A 17,371-nucleotide genomic window follows, 5' to 3' on the forward strand; every position below is an offset into this window, starting at 1 on the left:
ATATTACATCCTCTCCAACACCTGAATTCCCAACAAAGACAATCCCAGTTTCAGAGTTCTAGCAGTCAAATCACATAAAACCAAGCGGGATGTTCGCTGCGGTTCCTGTGCCTCCAACACCTGAACTCCCTGATTGCGATCGTAAAACTGATTAAACTTTTTACTCAGTTCATACAAATACTCACATAAACGATTAGGCAGCAAATCTTGCTCTACATTACTAATAACTTCATCCAGTTGAATTAAATATTTTGCCAGCGCTAATTCTGTTTCATGCTGCAACAGAACAGCATTGTTTCCCAACTCCTTAAAGTTAATATCACCCTTGCGGCTAATCCCTTGAATCCGGGCATAAGCATATAGCATATAAGGCGCAGTATTACCTTTGAGATCCAGCATTTTGTCGTAGCTGAAAATGTAGTCACTGGTGCGATTTTGGCTTAAGTCTGCATATTTAACTGCACTGATCCCAACTACCCTAGCAACTTCATTAATAAATTCTTCAGTTTCTTGGCGTTCTTCTTCTTGTAATCTAGCTTTTAGATCAGCATGGGTACGAGAAACAGCTTCATCTAATAAATCCCGCAACCGCACAGTATCCCCAGAACGAGTTTTGAATTTTTTTCCATCTTCTCCTAACACCAACCCAAAGGGAATATGCACCAATTCCACATCATCAGGAATCCAGCCGGCTTTGCCTGCTACTTGGAAGAATTGGGCAAAATGGTTTGCTTGTCCAGCATCCGTTACATAAATTATGCGTTTTGCTTGATTCTGCTGAATCCGGTAGCGGAGGGATGCTAAATCAGTTGTGGCATAGTTATAACCGCCATCTGATTTCTGCACAATTAACGGCAAAGGTTCACCTTCTCTATTTGTAAAGCCTTCCAGAAAAACGCATTTTGCTCCCTGGTTTTCTACCAGTAACCCAGATTTTTCTAAATCTTCCACAACTTTTGGTAGTAAGGGGTTGTAGAAAGATTCCCCTCGTTCAGTTAAGTTGATATCCAGTAAGTCATAAATTACTTTAAATTCTTTTCGAGAAGCTTCACAAAGAAAAAACCAAGCGTGTTTTGCTGGTAACTCATTAGATTGTAGTTCTACTACTGCTTTACGTGATCTTTCTCGAAAATCAGCATCTTCATCAAATTTTTTCTTAGCTTCTCTGTAAAACTGAACCAAGTCTCCTATATTTATAGAGGGAGAGTTAATGAAACCCGGTTGATTGTTCGCCTCATAATATAGACTATTCCAAAAGGAATTATTTTCTAAATCAACTTCACGAAGATGAGTAATTAACATCCCAAACTGCGTACCCCAATCACCTACATGATTTAACCGCAGTACATCGTGTCCTTGAAATTCTAAAATCCGGGCGATGGAATCACCAATAATCGTAGAACGCAAGTGTCCGACGTGCATTTCTTTAGCAATATTCGGACTAGAAAAATCCACAATTTCCCGCTTGGGCGTTTTCGTGGCTGGAACTCCCAGGCGGGAATCTGCTTGAATATCATTGAGTTGTGCTTCTAAGTATGTCGTTTTCAGTTTCAGATTGATAAATCCTGGCCCAGCGATTTGAGGCGGTTCGCAGATTTCGGATACATCTAGTTTATCAACGATCGCATCTGCGATCGCTCTTGGTTGCTTTCCTAATTTTTTACTCAGGGATAAAGCCACATTCGCCTGATAATCGCCAAATTTAGGATTGCTAGCACTAACCAGAATTGGATCTACTCCAGCGAAGTCAGTACCAAAAGCCGCGACTAAAGCCTGCTGAAGCTGAACTTTTAGTTTTTCTTGTATAGCGTTCATATATAAATTTTATCTGTGAGAAGGGTGATGTAGCTTTGGAAAAGCTTGATTATTTTAACCTTAAAAAAAGTGACAATACACATTTTCGGTTAGTGTTTTCAATTTTGGATGACATCTAACACTTAAAGCGGTGTAATCCAATAAGTAATGCCCCGAAGGATTTTACTTTTAAAACCAAACACAGGTAAATTTTCTTCAGATAAACCTACATAAGTCCAATGTGGGACATCGTTTTCTACAGTTTGAAACCAACCATTTTGATTGAGAGCTTGTCTCTGCTTTTGATTTGATATGCGTAAATCAATTGCTAACCCCCAGAGATGTTGTGAAGTTCCCGGAGGTGCAACTATACCGAGTATTTTTGTTTCTTGACCTTGTTTAACTTTTGCCAAAATTTGATTATTGGCATATTTTTGCCAAAATCTTAAATTTGTGTTGAAAGTACGAGTACAATCACCAGAGCCATAACCAGATTTTAGCGGTATATGTTGCTGAATTCGCGCTTTATTTAAAGCGTCTGCTGCCGATTTTTGTAAATAACAATCGTTAGTACCATCAACATGACCCATTGTTAGAGTAGCTTGAAACTCTTGGGTTTCTTGTTCAGTAGCAAAGATATCTTTTGGCGGTAGTTTAATCCCGATATCTTGATTTACAAAGACTGCGCCATAAGTCCGCAGTAAAATATATTCATAAGTACCAGGCTGGGGAATTGTGGGTAAATTCCTGGCGATCGCAGACAAAAAACGTTGCTGGTCATTTAATTCTGGATTGGGAGTAAATGGTTGTAATATTGCCTCTGTAGAGGTATCTATACAGGGCAATGAATCATTAATCAAGCACACATTTAATGGTTGAGCAGTTATAGCTATTTTGTGGTGAGTGATTTCATTACTAGCTACTAATGTAAAAATCATGAATATAACAATAGTAATAAATTTCGTCTTTCTCAAAACTTGTTTCATTAATCAATTGACTTAAATAGATAATTTAGGTCTAATTGTATTGCAAAAATTTATAAAATGTTGAAAACTAGGTAAGTGATGGTTTTTATCTTTAATTCTTGTCAATAATTCTTCTAAGTAATATAGCTTCAGTACCTCACCAGGATTTTTTTCAGAATAGTTAATATTTTTGGCTCTAAATAATTCCTTTAAATAAGCTTTATGGAACTGAGCATGAGTGTTAGATTTATCATAGTTACCCATGATCTCTGGACAATCAACTGAAATATCATAATAACGTGTATAATCTAATAATGGTTTGCTTTGGGGTTGCCTTGAATAAATTTTTCTATTTCCTAAGAACCAAGTTTCAAAACAACGATTTTGGATGATTAGAACAAGCTCTGTACTTCCCATCTGAATTCTTTCAGCAGTTAAAAAATCGTAAATTTCTTGCTCGACATATCTAACTGTACTCTCTTCTGCATCTAGACAGACTACAAGGTAGTTATACTTGCCATTTGCATTGATGTCTGCAACAGCATTAGGAAGACAATTGTAAATCGAATGATAACCTTCTGCGCTGAATAGATAATAGTTGTTTTTATTGACTTCATCGTAATTCTGAACTCGTTGCAGTTCTGGTAAAAGATGTTTTAGCCAAGCTGGATAAACTTTTCTTTCAGTTCTTTTGCCTTCAACAAGTAAGTATAGATTTATCCGACTGCAATTCCTTCTTTATAAGCATCAAGATTAATCAGTTGCATAAAGGCTTCATGCCTAGATTTCCCAAGATTATAATCTTTGGCATTTTTAACTGTTACTACGCCACCTCGACGAGTCACAATTTTCCAATGCTCCATTCCAATTTTATTAATAATATAAGGATGGTGGCTAGTTATTATAAATTGTAATTTTCTATTTTCTAGTAGTAAGTCACTTAAAATATCAATACAGTTAACTCCCAAGCTATTTTCAAATTCATCAATCAGAATTACAGTACCTTCTGTAGATAAATAAAGTTCACTAATATGCATTAGTGTTCTAAACATTCCAGAAGATATACGTTGTTGAATAATCCAATTATTAACTCCTTTTTCTTTGATATTAATGAAAGGATAGTCTGCAATAATTTTAGGTAAATTTTTATCTTTATCAGGTTCCATTCTGATATCTTCTACATGGTCAAATATATCTATAAATAGCTGTTTAATTTCGTGAAAAGTTTGTGGATAATGGTTATAAACTAATGCTAATTTAATTTGAGTTGGTAAGTTGCTTTCTTGAATCTCTTCTAGAGAGGAATATTTTTTTGGCGATGATTGGTTAGTAATAGTTAAGGAATTAATCATATGTCTATTTACAAAAACAGAATTTTCTCCTCTTGATTGATCGCTATAAATAACTTTGTTAAATCCATCTTTAACAGGCGCAATATCTTCTTCCTCGCTCAATATTTTTACAGCACTTTCAAAAGGGGAGAGTTTTGGTAATTTAGTACCATTAAATACTATCTCATGATTATTTCTTTCTATAATAATTGTTCCATTTACAGATAAATGTTCTCTATTGATTATAAATTTATTCTTTTCTGCCTCTTTATCATCAAGGATGAATGCATCTACTTCTTTGGTTTCAAATTCACCAGTCCATTTATATTCATAATTATTTGAAGAAAAATTTATATCCCATTCCACACCATTCAATGAACCGCCTCTAGCTATTTTTCGCAAGTTCATAATAGATTTAAGTATTTGTGTTTTACCAACGCCCGATATACCAACTAAAAGATTTAGTTCATAAAAATATATCGGTTTAAACTGCCACTCTAGTTCATGGTCATAATAGGTTATTTGGTTGATTTTCATAATTACTCCTACAGCAAATAAATGAGAACGAATATAGCGTTTCCTCGTCTAGTGAGTTACGGCTTAACCTCACCCCGATAAAGCTGTGCTTTATCTCCCCTCTCCTTACTAAGGAGAGGGGTTGGGGGTGAGGTTTTAATATGTACTTCATGCACCTGGAAACCGCTATAAATTTGATTATAACTTTACCTAATTAGTCTTTTATTTATAGTAATATTGATAACTTTCTTATCAGAAAGTTACCTCCTGGAAACCACCGGAACAGTTACAATTGAAAATAACTCTAAAGCTTGCCGATCTGTAAGTATGACCATGCACAATTCCGTTGAATTTCAAGACGCTTTTGATGTCATAGTCGTCGGTGCAGGTCACTCCGGTTGCGAAGCAGCTCTCGCCTCTGCACGCCTCGGTTGTCGCACCCTGCTATTGACGCTCAACTTAGATAGAATCGCTTGGCAACCTTGTAACCCAGCAGTGGGTGGCCCAGCCAAATCTCAGTTGACTCATGAAGTAGATGCACTCGGCGGAGAAATTGGTAAAGTAGCAGACCGCACCTACCTGCAAAAACGTATCCTCAACTCTTCACGAGGGCCTGCTGTTTGGGCATTACGCGCCCAGACTGACAAGCGCGAATATGCAGCAGTGATGAAGAATATTGTCGAAAATCAAGAAAACTTGACAATCCGCGAGAGTATGGTTACAGATTTGGTACTGGGTGCTAACGATGAAGTCATCGGCGTTGAAACTTATTTTGGTGTTGGGTTCCAATGTAAAGCAGTCATCTTGACAACTGGCACTTTTTTAGGTGGCAAAATTTGGGTAGGTAACAAATCAATGCCAGCCGGACGCGCTGGGGAATTTGCGGCTGAGGAATTGACACAAACCCTAAATCGCCTGGGATTTGAAACCGGAAGACTCAAAACTGGAACCCCCGCACGAGTAGACAAGCGATCGGTAGATTATAGTAAAATGCTAATCCAGCCAGGGGATGAAGATGTGCGCTGGTTTAGCTTTGACCCGGATGTGTGGGTAGAACGGGAACAATTGCCTTGCTACATCACCCGTACAACCGCCGAAACCCATCGCCTAGTTCAAGATAATTTGCACCTGTCGCCAGTTTATGGTGGTTGGGTGGAAGCCAAAGGGCCGCGTTATTGTCCCAGTATTGAAGATAAAATTGTCCGCTTTGCTGATAAAGAAAGCCACCAAATCTTTATTGAACCGGAAGGAAGAGATATACCCGAACTTTATATCCAAGGGTTTTCTACAGGGTTGCCAGAAAATTTGCAACTGCTTATGTTGCGGACTCTCCCCGGTTTAGAAAAATGTGTGATGCTGCGTCCAGCTTATGCTGTGGAATATGACTATTTACCAGCAACTCAGTGTTACCCCACACTGATGACCAAAAAGATTGCCGGGCTGTTTTGTGCTGGACAGATTAATGGCACAACAGGTTATGAAGAAGCTGCTGCTCAAGGGATTGTAGCAGGAATTAATGCAGCCCGGTATGTTCGCTCTCAGGAGATGATTGTGTTCACCCGCGAGCAAAGTTACATTGGGACGCTAGTTGATGATTTATGTACGAAAGACCTACGAGAACCTTACCGAATGCTTACAAGCAGGTCTGAGTATCGGTTAATATTGCGTTCTGACAATGCCGACCAACGCTTGACACCCTTGGGACGGGAAATTGGTTTGATTGACGATCGCAGATGGGATCTATTTACCCAAAAACAGGATAACATTACCACAGAAAAACAAAGATTGCAAGCCACGCGAGTCAAAGAATATGATGAAATTGGAATAGCGATCGCATCTGATACCCAGCAAATAATTAAAGGTTCAATTACCTTAACTGACTTACTGCGCCGTCCGGGATTTCATTACGTTGACCTCGACAGATTCGGATTAGGTAATCTCAAACTCAACCGCGCCGAGAAAGAAGGTGCAGAAATTGACATCAAGTATTCTGGCTATCTCGCTAGGCAACAAAATCAGATTGAGCAAATTGCCCGCCAAGCGCATCGGCAGTTACCTGCGGATTTGGACTACACCAAAATTGATACTCTATCCATTGAGGCACGGGAAAAGTTGACTCACGTAAAACCACTTACTCTTGGTCAAGCTGCACGTATTGGTGGTGTGAATCCAGCAGATATTAATGCTTTATTATTATATCTAGAATTGCGTAGAGCCAAGAGCCAGTCAGAGTTTCCAGCGTTAGCTTAACACCAAATTCATAAAGACTGAGTATAGTAGTAAGAAGGGAGATTGGTATGATAGATGACATAACTCTTAGTACTGGCATCATCAACAATCCTCAGATTAAAGTTGAGTTTAATACCAATGCTCAATCAACTCGTCTCAATAAGACGGGGGATTGGATGTTTTATTAGTAATCCTGATTTCCAGGCAGTAGGGACGACGGGGAAACGTCGTCCTAGCAGCAACAACCTAAAACGTCTATGTTAAAAGAAGCCAGCACCCGTCTCATAATACCAGAACTATCAGAAGACTTGATCGCCAACGAGCCTTGGTCGATAGAAAGCTATGCTGATGGCCTAATGGATGAACTCTTTGCCGATATCGACTACATTCTGGATGTTAGCGGTAATCTGGCTTCTCAAACCATTAGGCACAGTGGTCAGAATAAATCGAGCCAGCCTTTTGCTGGGGTTTCTTCCGAAGTTCAGAGTGGTTCAAGCAGCCGCTCCGAATTCTCTCCAGTTGGAGTAACTGGCGCGGGGAACCCATCCACGCCACCGCCTCCAAAATACGTGCCTCTGCAAACAGTTACGATACCACAGATTATCTTACCAAAGGCGCCCAACCACCCAGTACAATCAGTTGTTCAAGATAACGACAAAGGATTGAGTACGGTTGTGTTTGACAGTACCACCGTTAAACCAGTTAGTAGAAAGCGTCAGAAAAACAGTCGGGCTTTGGGCAAACTGCTGATTGTGGGAACAACTTTAGGCGTGGCGATCGCTGGTATTATCTACCTAATACAGTCTGGAGTCATACATCTTTTAAATACCAAATTAACCCAGTCATATCTTCTTGTACCGCAGCCACAGTCACAGTTATCGACAAAACCAGAAATCGAGGCCGAGTTGGTTGACTATATGCTGGCAGCACTGGTAGTTATAGATAAGCAGGAAGTCAAAAGCAATCAAAAGTCTTTCAGAACTGGATTCCCCAGTCAGGCAAATACTAACCAAATAGCTACTGCTAATGAGCAACTAACTAATAAGCTACCACCACTTCCCCTTCTAGCGGCTAACAATACACCACCAGCTCCTAGCCGTTCTGGAAGCGTTGTTGAGCGCATATACGTTCCTGTTTATCAAGCGCCGTCGCCAATGCGCTACGCGCTCCCGTCCATTCCTGGTACTCCCACACTTTTACCACAAGTTGCCAGGGCGTTGCAGGGATCTCAACCTAATGTTGTGAAAACTGCCCTGAATACGGTGCGACAAGCCGGCAAGCCCATAACTGTCAACATGTTGGCTGCGGCTGTACGAGCAGAACTCAAACCTGTGGCTGCCAGAACTGCACCCATTACCGTGCGGCAAAGACCTAACCCTTTACCTGCATTACCAGTAGTTCCATTACGTGCAGCACTCGCACCAGAGTCAGAACCAACTATTACCCAGGAACAAGTATATTTGCCAACTGCGATCGCAGTTGGTGATAATACATTAGAGGGGTTGCTAGAGTTGGGCAACAAATCTGCCGCTTTGTTTAAAATTGATGGCGTAACTCGCCGCATCAATATGGGTGAAAGCATTGGCTCCAGTGGTTGGACATTAGTAGATGTTACTAATGGCGAAGCTGTTATCCGTCGTAACGGTGAAGTGCGGTCAATTTACGCAGGGCAGAAATTGTAAATTTTCAATAGAAAAGTTGTTCCTACTCTCAATTACTGGTGATATCTTTCCTTCTAGAAGCTGAGAGCATGTCTTTCTTTGGTAGAGAATAATCCAGTGATTTTCATTTTAATGCCTGTCGCGCTCACATGAACTGGCGATCGCTCAGTATGCACCCTATGCTACTTCTCTCAAGATACAAGCTTGGGTTAAGCGCAAGTGTTACCCAACAACCGTCCAAACTACTTAAAATAGATTTTTGCATCTTTTTGTAGTGACGTGTACTTAATACCAATTTCATGTGAAGCAGCACAGCTTCCTAATTCATCAAAACCTTGCAAGATAGGCTTTTGTATTGTCATATCATGTACAGCCTCTTAAAGAATTGGTATTATCAGGTTACCTGCATGATATGGAAAATAAGAAAAAATAATTGCTAAATATTTAGCATAACTGCTGCTAAATATTTACTTAGAAACAAGATATTTAACTTTCATTTGTACTAGCTTTAAAGAGCAAAAATAAGTAATGCGCTTAAGCAATTTACGCAAACTGCTCCCTAAAAGTTCAGTTTTCTATACGACTTTCAGACTATTTTTAAGTAGCATTACTTATTGACAAATGTGTTATGCCTTTAGGCAATTACAAACTTTCAATTCTCATTTTGACGAATTGTTAGTAAGTAACGAATTTTTCACCATTATCAATTACAAAGTTATACTTTTTACTACAACTTAGTAACAATGTAAGAGTCTGATTATGTGAATAACCCGACCGTGGGAAAATCAAGATACCGAAACTAGAAATTAGAGAGGAAAACCCTATAATATGCATCTGAGCGAAATCACCCATCCTAATCAGTTGCACGGTTTATCTGTTCGCCAACTGCAACAGATTGCCCGTCAGATTCGAGATAAGCATCTCCAAACCGTAGCAGTAAATGGTGGACACTTGGGGCCAGGGTTGGGTGTTGTAGAATTAACACTAGGGCTTTACCAAACACTGGACTTAGATCGGGATAAAGTAATTTGGGATGTAGGACACCAAGCTTATCCTCACAAACTCCTTACAGGACGTTACGATCGCTTCCACACCCTCAGACAAAAGAACGGAGTTGCGGGTTATCTCAAACGCTGTGAAAACAAATTTGACCACTTTGGTGCTGGACATGCTTCTACAAGTATCTCAGCGGCGTTGGGCATGGCTGTAGCACGAGACCTAAAAGGGGAAAAATTTAAAGCCGTTGCTGTTATTGGTGATGGGGCGCTGACTGGGGGTATGGCTTTAGAAGCCATCAACCATGCCGGACACTTGCCGAAAACTAATCTGTTGGTTGTTCTCAACGACAACGATATGTCGATATCTCGTAATGTGGGCGCAATTCCTCGTTATCTTAACAAAATGCGCCTCAGTTCACCAGTGCAGTTTATCAAAGATAATCTTGAAGAGCAGTTTAAGCAAATTCCCTTTGTTGGTGAATCCTTGTCTCCCGAACTCGGACGGCTCAAAGAAAGTATGAAGCGCTTGGCTGTCCCCAAGGTAGGTGCAGTTTTTGAAGAACTTGGCTTTACCTACATCGGGCCAGTGGATGGGCATAATATAGAGGAATTGATTGCCACTTTCCAACAAGCACATCAGATACCAGGGCCAGTTTTGGTACATGTGGCAACAGTGAAAGGCAAAGGCTATGAAATTGCTGAATTAGACCAAGTTGGCTACCATGCCCAAAGTCCCTTCAATGTGGCAACTGGCAAAGCCATTCCTTCCAGCAAACCCAAACCCCCGGCTTATGCCAAAGTCTTTTCTCACACTCTGGTGAAACTTGCCGAACAAAACCCGAAAATCGTTGGCATTACTGCGGCGATGGCAACGGGAACAGGTTTAGACAAACTTCAAGCAAAACTGCCGAATCAATATATTGATGTCGGTATTGCTGAACAACATGCAATCACTCTAGCTGCGGGACTTGCAACTCAAGGGATGCGCCCCGTTGCCGTCATTTACTCTACCTTCCTGCAACGCGCCTATGACCAAATAATTCATGATGTCTGCATCCAAAACCTTCCAGTGTTCTTCTGCTTGGATCGGGCAGGAATTGTCGGTGCCGATGGCCCCACTCACCAAGGTATGTATGATATTGCCTATCTGCGTTGTATTCCCAATATGACAATAATGGCACCCAAGGATGAAGCAGAACTGCAAAGCATGGTAGTAACTGGTGTTAACCATAGTGGCCCGATCGCAATGCGCTATCCTCGCGGCAATGGCTACGGTGTCCCCCTGATGGAAGAAGGTTGGGAACCTTTAGAAATCGGCAAAGGGGAAATTCTCCGCACCGGCGATGACGTGTTGATCATTGGCTATGGCACAATGGTTTATCCAGGGATGCAAGCTGCTGAAATTCTTAGTGAACACGGCATTGAAGCAACTGTGATTAATGCGCGTTTCGTTAAGCCCTTGGATACCGAGTTAATTTTGCCTTTGGCTAAGAAAATTGGCCGCGTCATCACTTTAGAAGAAGGCTGTGTCATGGGTGGCTTTGGTAGTGCGATCGCTGAAGCCTTAATGGATGCAGATATTCTAGTTCCTGTCAAGCGATTTGGTGTCCCAGATGTATTAGTAGATCATGCTGAACCCAATGAATCTAAGACAGAATTAGGTTTAACTAGCCATCAAATAGCAGAGAGAGTTTTAGAAGCTTTCTTTAAACAGCAAGTATCTGCTGTTGTTTAGTTAATTCTTTGTAGTAATAAATCGCCCACACTTGTGAACTCAGGTGTGGGCGATTTGCTTATAAAAACTGTCCGGCAGCAATTGTGCGATCGCACTTTATTAATAAATCTCTAAAAGAAATAATTCCCAAATGAAAAAGCTTCCGAAATTTCTAGGTAGTTTGCTTATATGAACGCTTTCGCAACAAAACAGCACTTGCCACAGCAGCAAACAACCCTAGCCCGGAATTAGCTTCTGGTACAGGGTGAGGTTTAGCCTTATCCGAAAATAGCTCTTGGCTCGTAAATGGCAAGTTAGCTAAACTAGGATTTAAGCAAACATTAGTATTCGGTGGTTGATTGGGAATAGCAACAGTTTGACCCTGATTGACCTCTGGTTTTCCATCCGTATTTACTTCTATGTTTAGCGGCGTAGGTTGACAAAATGATGGCTCGCTTAAGTTAATAGCTGCAACCAAATCCCAAGCTGGGTTAGGAATCAACGGATCATTTCCAGAAATATTTGTCAGAGCGTAGTCCAATAATTGTGATGCCAGAATGCTCTCAGGAGTACCAGTCGCTTTCCATGCTGCTTGATCTGCACGAGTAAACCCAATTTGGTTAGTTGCATCCAATGGAGTTAGAGATATTGGCAATCCTGCGGAAAAGACCTGTTGTGCTGCTACCGGATCAATCCAGATATTAAACTCAGAAACTAGGTTTTGTTTCAATATCGGGTCAAGATGTTCCCTAAGATTTCCTGGAACAAATACTGCACCGCCCATAATTTCTAGGCGCGAAATCTTTTTAGCGATACTTGGGTCGAGCGTCAGTGCATCTGCTATGTTTGTCGCAGAACCAGTCATTAAAATCTCGACTGGTTCTGGCGACTGATTTATTGTGTCTACAAGCAGTTGAGCAGCACTTCTTTGATCAACAGTTTCAAGGGCTTGATCTGGCAGGTTGGTAAAAGGAGCCCAAAATGTATCTGTATCCGCTCGAAATGCATCCGGGAAAGTATTATTCCCTGACAAGGGCGTTTCCCTACCAACAGCAACAGGTATCCCAGTTATTCCCAGTCCTGCCAGCATCCGCATGACATTATTGCCAAATATTTGAGGGCGGGCTAATCCCTGACTTATGGTCATAGCCTTGACCTCGAACTTGGGATTTTGCAATATGTACGCCCAAGCAGTCATGCCATCCTGACTACCATCATCATCCAAAATTAGCGGTGTACGATTCAAGGTACTACCAAAAGCAGGTTGACTCAGAAAAGCAATTGGCGATGTTACTAATAGTGTTAGAGAAGAAAGAAGTAAATAACAAAGATGGTTTTTGAAAAAAGACTTTTTCATGAAACTTTGCTTCTGGTTTGATCTAAATTTGAGTTTAGGAATTGACCCAAAAAAGTTTGATCGTGCAATAAGCACCCTGTAGCGTCAAATATGCAAAAGTGGTAAAAACCGCAGGCACACTGAGTAAAAAGGTAAAAATAAAAACAAAGAATGCCAAATTTACATAAACGCTGTAGCAATAGAAATTGTAATTGATAAAGTAACCATCCGCGCAGCAATATCAATCATCACAATATAAATATAGTTAATTGAATTTTGATTTTTATTAAAATTCAATTATTAGGGTGCATTAAAGTAAAAAATATTACTTATCCACTAATTACCTTTTTCTATGACACCTTCCACAAACCAGGTTTATCCCGTTATTTGGCACAACAACTCAGTGTCACTAATTGATCAAACACGCTTACCAAACGAATATACGTTTGTGGAAATTCATCGCAGTGAAGATATGGCGCAAGCGATTAAAACTATGATTGTTCGAGGTGCCCCTGCAATTGGTGTGGCTGCGGCTTATGAAATGTATCTTGGTGCAAGGGAAATTGAGACTAGCGATCGCCGCGAATTTTGCAACACTTAGATAAAGTAGCCCAGCTGTTGCGTTCTACTCGTCCAACGGCGGGCGGTAAATTTATTTTGGGCAAATTAGCCAGATGATGAAAGCCGAGCCATCAAATACGCAGAGGTGGATTGCACACAACCAAGAAGCGGTATAGAGTTAAGTCGCCAGCATTTTCCAAAAATAAAATCAATAGCCCATTAAATCTCTAAGTAAAAATCTGAAAGCGCCCACACTGGGCTTCGCCCTGCTAAGGCTCACGGATGAAATCAGATGTTAACACAACTCTAGAGCAGAGTATGACAAATTTTTTGCTAACTTCTGTATTATCTACACCGATTAAAGACCCAGTACCGGTTTTTCTGATAATGTTGGGGATTATGCTAATCGCGCCCCTGCTATTTGAAAAAATCAAACTGCCGGGTATTGTCGGATTAATTCTGGCCGGTGTTGTAGTCGGTCCCAATGTACTGGGATTATTGGCACGGGATAACACAATCATACTTTTAGGTACGGTTGGTTTGCTATTTCTCATGTTCATGGCAGGACTGGAAACTAGCTTGGATGAGCTGAAATATAACGCTGATAAAGCAGTCATATTCGGATTAGCTACCTTTGGTGTACCGATGGTATTAGGTATCGCAGCCATGATGGCCATTGGCTATGGTGTATTACCTGCCATTTTAGTTGCTTCTTGTTTTGCTTCCCATACGCTACTAGCACTACCGATAGTCAGTAAATTGGGAATTATGCGCTCTCAGACATTGACGACCACTCTCGGAGGCACATTAATCACCAATGTTTTAGCACTTTTGGTTTTAGCAGTGGTAGTGAGAGCGCATCAAGGCAGCTTAAGCATACAGTTTTGGTTATTCCTGATTCCTTCACTGATTATTTATACATTTCTGACACTCTGGGGTCTACCTCGTCTCGGTCGCTGGTTCTTTCAGCGATTTGGACACGATGAAGGGGCAGAGTTTACCTTTGTTTTAGCTACTCTGTTTGTAGTTTCCTATGGGGCAGAATTAATCCAAATTGAGCCGATTATTGGTGCTTTTTTAGCTGGAGTTGCTATCACTCAGTTAATTCCACAACTTAGTCCTCTGATGAATCGGATTCAATTTATTGGGAATACATTGTTTGTACCCTTTTTCTTGATTTCTGTGGGAATGTTGGTGAATCCCCTGATTCTGATTCAAGAACCGCGATCGCTCCTAGTATCTGCTGTCATGGTAACTGTTGCCATTATTGCTAAGTTCATTCCAGCGTGGGGTTCAGGCAAGTTATTCGGATTCAACTTTGACAATATCATGTTGATGTTTGGGCTATCAGTAGCTCAGGCAGCCTCTACCCTAGCTGCAATCACCGTTGCTTACAAAATCGAGTTGGTCGATCAGTTAACAGTGAATGGGACGATCGCCATGATTTTAGTTACCTGCATTGCTTCTCCTTGGGTGACAGATCGGTGGGGGAAAAAAATCAGGCCAGGAAAGGCTAGTATTCAAAGTCATCAGTTAGGAAATCTAGGCGATCGCGTTTTAGTACCAGTTGCCAACCCCAGCACTGAAGATAACTTGCTCAAGTTGGCAATACTCCTTGCAAAATCAGCGACCGGTACTTTATTACCACTCCACATTTTAATTGAACAAAATTCCCCCATTCCTCCAGAGGATAAAGCCAGACAAAGCCAATTACTATCAACCGCAGAAATGATTGCCCATGCTGCGGTTGCTAATGTTATTCCCATTGGTCGGATTGACGAATCAATTGATAAGGGAATTGCTCGTGTGGCACAAGAAAAGCAGGCCAGTGTGATTGTCTGCGGCTGGAAAGGTTACTCTACTTATCAGGAAAATCTCTTTGGTGGTGTGATTGACAAGATTGTAAATCGCAGTACGGTGCCTGTTTTGGTAACTCGATTCCCATTGCCAATTGAGCATACAACACGAGTTTTTCTAGCTTTCACTACCCAACAAACCTATGCTAGTTCTTTTGGAGAGAGTATCCAATTAGTCAAAAGTTTGGCAACAGAACTCAAGGCTACCGTACAACTTTTGCAAGTTGTCACAAAACAAGGAGTAGATATCGATTTGACTAATGCCGGATTGCCAGAAGATACACCTATTCAAAAAGTGCGGGGCAATTTTGTGCAGCAAGTTTCTCGTTTACTCAAAACCAACGATTTGCTAGTGTTAAACGGGTCTGTTGAAAATAAAACTCAACTAATTTCACTTTTAGGTCGGATACCAGAAGCGATCGCTCGCAATCATCCTAAAGTTGCCATGATTATTGCCTACTTTCCCAAATCGCCCCAAAATTGGCAAGAAGTAGGGGAGCAAAGGTGAGAATATCCAATACCTTCCTATGACTTTTGAATTTTGAATTCGGAGCAAAGCAACGTGACATCTTCAATAAACCAAGTTTATCCCGTTATTTGGCACAACAACTCAGTGTCACTCATTGATCAAACACGCTTACCAAACGAATATACGTTTGTGGAAATTCATCGCAGTGAGGATATGGCACAGGCGATTAAAACTATGATTGTTCGAGGTGCCCCTGCTATCGGTGTGGCTGCGGCTTATGGGATGTATCTTGGTGCGAGGGAAATTGAAACAGGCGATCGCCACGAATTTTTGCAACACTTAGATAAAGTAGCCCAGTTGTTGCGTTCTACTCGTCCAACAGCAGTGAATTTATTTTGGGCAATTAGCCGGATGCTCAAAGCCGCCTACGAAACGCTGGGAACAGTAGAAGATATCAAGCAAATTCTTCTCCAAACAGCCCAAGCAATCAATATTGAAGATTTGCAAACCTGTCACGCGATCGGTGACAATGGCTTGGCAGTATTGCCTACTACCCCAGAAAAGCTGACATTGCTTACTCATTGCAACGCGGGGGCATTAGCTACGGCTGGTTACGGTACAGCTTTAGGTGTTGTGCGTTCCGCTTGGAGAGAAGGACGTTTAGAACGGGTTTTTGCCGACGAAACCCGTCCCCGTTTACAAGGTGCAAAACTTACCACTTGGGAATGTGTTCAAGAAGGTATTCCAGTGACATTAATTACTGATAATATGGCAGCCCATTGCATGAAACAGGGTTTGATTCATGTTGTAGTTGTGGGTGCTGATCGAATTGCTGCTAATGGCGACGCTGCTAATAAAATTGGTACGTATAGTTTAGCGATCGCAGCTAAAGCCCATAATATACCTTTCTTCGTTGCTGCACCCCTTTCTACCGTTGATTTTGAATTAACTGATGGCAGCAAAATTCCCATTGAAGAACGCGATCCGACAGAAATATATCAAGTTGGTGATACTATTCTTACACCTGGGGGTGTGGATTTTTACAACCCAGCTTTTGATGTGACTCCGGCTGAGTTGATTACAGCCATCATTACAGAAAATGGAGCGATCGCTCCTGGGGAATTGGTGAAATCACAGCCACAACATTCAAAGCTTCTTGCTGAATGAACTGATCGCGACGCGTAGGCGTAGCCCGTCGTAGACATCGCCAGTTTCGGCTCAAGGATACATCAAAATGAATGCGTGAATTACTTAAACAAACTAGCAAACAAAGGAATTTAGTAAGTCAAACCTGATTTTGCTTGAGGAAAACACCAAAATGAGTAAGTAAACTGGGGTTTGAGTAAATCAAACCTCATTTTACTTGCGGAAAACACTAAAATGAGTAAGTCAAATGCCATTTTGCTTAAGTCAAAGCTCATTTGACTTGCGGAAAACACCAAAATGAGTAAGCAAACTGGGGTTTGAGTAAGTCAAACCTCATTTTGAGTAAGTCGAAGCTGATTTTGCTTATTGAATATGAAGTTTTTACAAAGTAATAAGCCTTTTTGCTGATTAAATATAAATTTAAGTTAAGTAGGTGATACCTGTGGTAATCGTATCTATCGCTATCATTTTGATCATTTCTATCTTTTAAATCGAGTTATAGAGAAAGGCGATCGCTTAGAGGTTGTTTGAAAAGTCTATGGTTGTATCGAGATCCCCCCTAGCCCCCCTTAAAAAGCTACCGTGTACACACAAGTCATCAAATTACCAGAAATCCTTGGAAAACCTCACCCTGTCCTGGCGGACATCCCTCTCCTTACTAAGGCTACGGTGTACACACAAGTCTAATTACCCCCCTTAATCCCCCCTTGTAAAGGGGGGAAACCGGAAAATCTTGTTCCCTCCCCTTTGCAAGGGGAGGGTTAGGGTGGGGTAATTCGAGAACTGGTAGTGATT

Annotated in this window: 10 protein-coding genes and 1 pseudogene; 6 read left to right on the plus strand and 5 right to left on the minus strand. The window is 41.1% G+C overall.

The features are described 5' to 3' along the window. Nucleotides 1–3 precede the first annotated feature (3 nt). From argS to F8S12_RS13970, 4 genes are all read right to left on the minus strand, one after another. Nucleotides 4–1,815, minus strand: coding sequence for an arginine--tRNA ligase (gene argS, locus F8S12_RS13955; protein ID WP_196516862.1), 1,812 nt, complete (start codon nucleotides 1,813–1,815; stop codon nucleotides 4–6). Nucleotides 1,816–1,937: 122 nt separating this feature from the next. Next, on the minus strand, nucleotides 1,938–2,780 hold the full coding sequence (locus tag F8S12_RS13960) for a D-alanyl-D-alanine carboxypeptidase family protein (protein ID WP_196516863.1): 843 nt from the start codon (nucleotides 2,778–2,780) through the stop codon (nucleotides 1,938–1,940). Between the two features lie 12 nt (nucleotides 2,781–2,792). After that, on the minus strand, nucleotides 2,793–3,176 hold the full coding sequence (locus F8S12_RS13965) for a hypothetical protein (RefSeq protein ID WP_196516864.1): 384 nt from the start codon (nucleotides 3,174–3,176) through the stop codon (nucleotides 2,793–2,795). A gap of 299 nt (nucleotides 3,177–3,475) precedes the next feature. Further along, the gene (locus tag F8S12_RS13970) at nucleotides 3,476–4,627 is read right to left on the minus strand and encodes an AAA family ATPase (RefSeq protein WP_196516865.1); all 1,152 of its coding nucleotides are present in this window, start codon (nucleotides 4,625–4,627) and stop codon (nucleotides 3,476–3,478) included. A 306-nt stretch (nucleotides 4,628–4,933) separates the two neighbouring features. Between F8S12_RS13970 and mnmG the strand changes: the two genes are divergently transcribed. From mnmG to dxs, 3 genes are all read left to right on the plus strand, one after another. Further along, complete coding sequence (gene mnmG, locus F8S12_RS13975; protein WP_196516866.1) at nucleotides 4,934–6,856, plus strand: tRNA uridine-5-carboxymethylaminomethyl(34) synthesis enzyme MnmG; 1,923 nt, start codon at nucleotides 4,934–4,936, stop codon at nucleotides 6,854–6,856. Between the two features lie 236 nt (nucleotides 6,857–7,092). After that, nucleotides 7,093–8,517 carry a hypothetical protein gene (locus F8S12_RS13980; protein ID WP_196516867.1) on the plus strand — a complete coding sequence of 475 codons (1,425 nt, stop codon included), beginning with the start codon at nucleotides 7,093–7,095 and terminating at the stop codon, nucleotides 8,515–8,517. An 807-nt stretch (nucleotides 8,518–9,324) separates the two neighbouring features. Then, the gene (gene dxs / locus F8S12_RS13985; RefSeq protein ID WP_196516868.1) at nucleotides 9,325–11,229 is read left to right on the plus strand and encodes a 1-deoxy-D-xylulose-5-phosphate synthase; all 1,905 of its coding nucleotides are present in this window, start codon (nucleotides 9,325–9,327) and stop codon (nucleotides 11,227–11,229) included. Between the two features lie 151 nt (nucleotides 11,230–11,380). Here the strand turns inward: dxs and F8S12_RS13990 are convergent, their stop codons facing one another. Then, a complete protein-coding gene (locus F8S12_RS13990; RefSeq protein ID WP_196516869.1) occupies nucleotides 11,381–12,565 on the minus strand; it encodes a nucleoside hydrolase in 1,185 nt (394 codons plus the stop codon). 331 nt (nucleotides 12,566–12,896) lie between these two features. Between F8S12_RS13990 and F8S12_RS13995 the strand changes: the two are divergent. From F8S12_RS13995 to mtnA, 3 genes and pseudogenes are all read left to right on the plus strand, one after another. Then, a pseudogene (locus F8S12_RS13995) lies at nucleotides 12,897–13,198 on the plus strand (S-methyl-5-thioribose-1-phosphate isomerase); the annotation flags it as partial. Between the two features lie 225 nt (nucleotides 13,199–13,423). Next, a complete protein-coding gene (locus F8S12_RS14000; RefSeq protein ID WP_196516870.1) occupies nucleotides 13,424–15,469 on the plus strand; it encodes a cation:proton antiporter in 2,046 nt (681 codons plus the stop codon). 54 nt (nucleotides 15,470–15,523) lie between these two features. Further along, nucleotides 15,524–16,597, plus strand: coding sequence for an S-methyl-5-thioribose-1-phosphate isomerase (gene mtnA, locus F8S12_RS14005; protein ID WP_196516871.1), 1,074 nt, complete (start codon nucleotides 15,524–15,526; stop codon nucleotides 16,595–16,597). Nucleotides 16,598–17,371 lie beyond the last annotated feature (774 nt).

This window comes from Nostoc sp. WHI (genome assembly GCF_015714725.1).
Classification (GTDB): domain Bacteria; phylum Cyanobacteriota; class Cyanobacteriia; order Cyanobacteriales; family Nostocaceae; genus Nostoc.

What these genes read in the sequence shown, in the direction of transcription:
- dxs (WP_196516868.1), top strand. Translation starts at nt 9,325, where the DNA reads ATGCATCTGAGCGAAATCACCCATCCTAATCAGTTGCACGGTTTATCT.
- argS (WP_196516862.1), bottom strand. Translation starts at nt 1,815, where the DNA reads ATGAACGCTATACAAGAAAAACTAAAAGTTCAGCTTCAGCAGGCTTTA.
- F8S12_RS13980 (WP_196516867.1), top strand. Translation starts at nt 7,093, where the DNA reads ATGTTAAAAGAAGCCAGCACCCGTCTCATAATACCAGAACTATCAGAA.
- F8S12_RS13990 (WP_196516869.1), bottom strand. Translation starts at nt 12,565, where the DNA reads ATGAAAAAGTCTTTTTTCAAAAACCATCTTTGTTATTTACTTCTTTCT.
- F8S12_RS13970 (WP_196516865.1), bottom strand. Translation starts at nt 4,627, where the DNA reads ATGAAAATCAACCAAATAACCTATTATGACCATGAACTAGAGTGGCAG.
- F8S12_RS13965 (WP_196516864.1), bottom strand. Translation starts at nt 3,176, where the DNA reads ATGGGAAGTACAGAGCTTGTTCTAATCATCCAAAATCGTTGTTTTGAA.
- F8S12_RS14000 (WP_196516870.1), top strand. Translation starts at nt 13,424, where the DNA reads ATGACAAATTTTTTGCTAACTTCTGTATTATCTACACCGATTAAAGAC.
- F8S12_RS13960 (WP_196516863.1), bottom strand. Translation starts at nt 2,780, where the DNA reads ATGAAACAAGTTTTGAGAAAGACGAAATTTATTACTATTGTTATATTC.
- mnmG (WP_196516866.1), top strand. Translation starts at nt 4,934, where the DNA reads ATGACCATGCACAATTCCGTTGAATTTCAAGACGCTTTTGATGTCATA.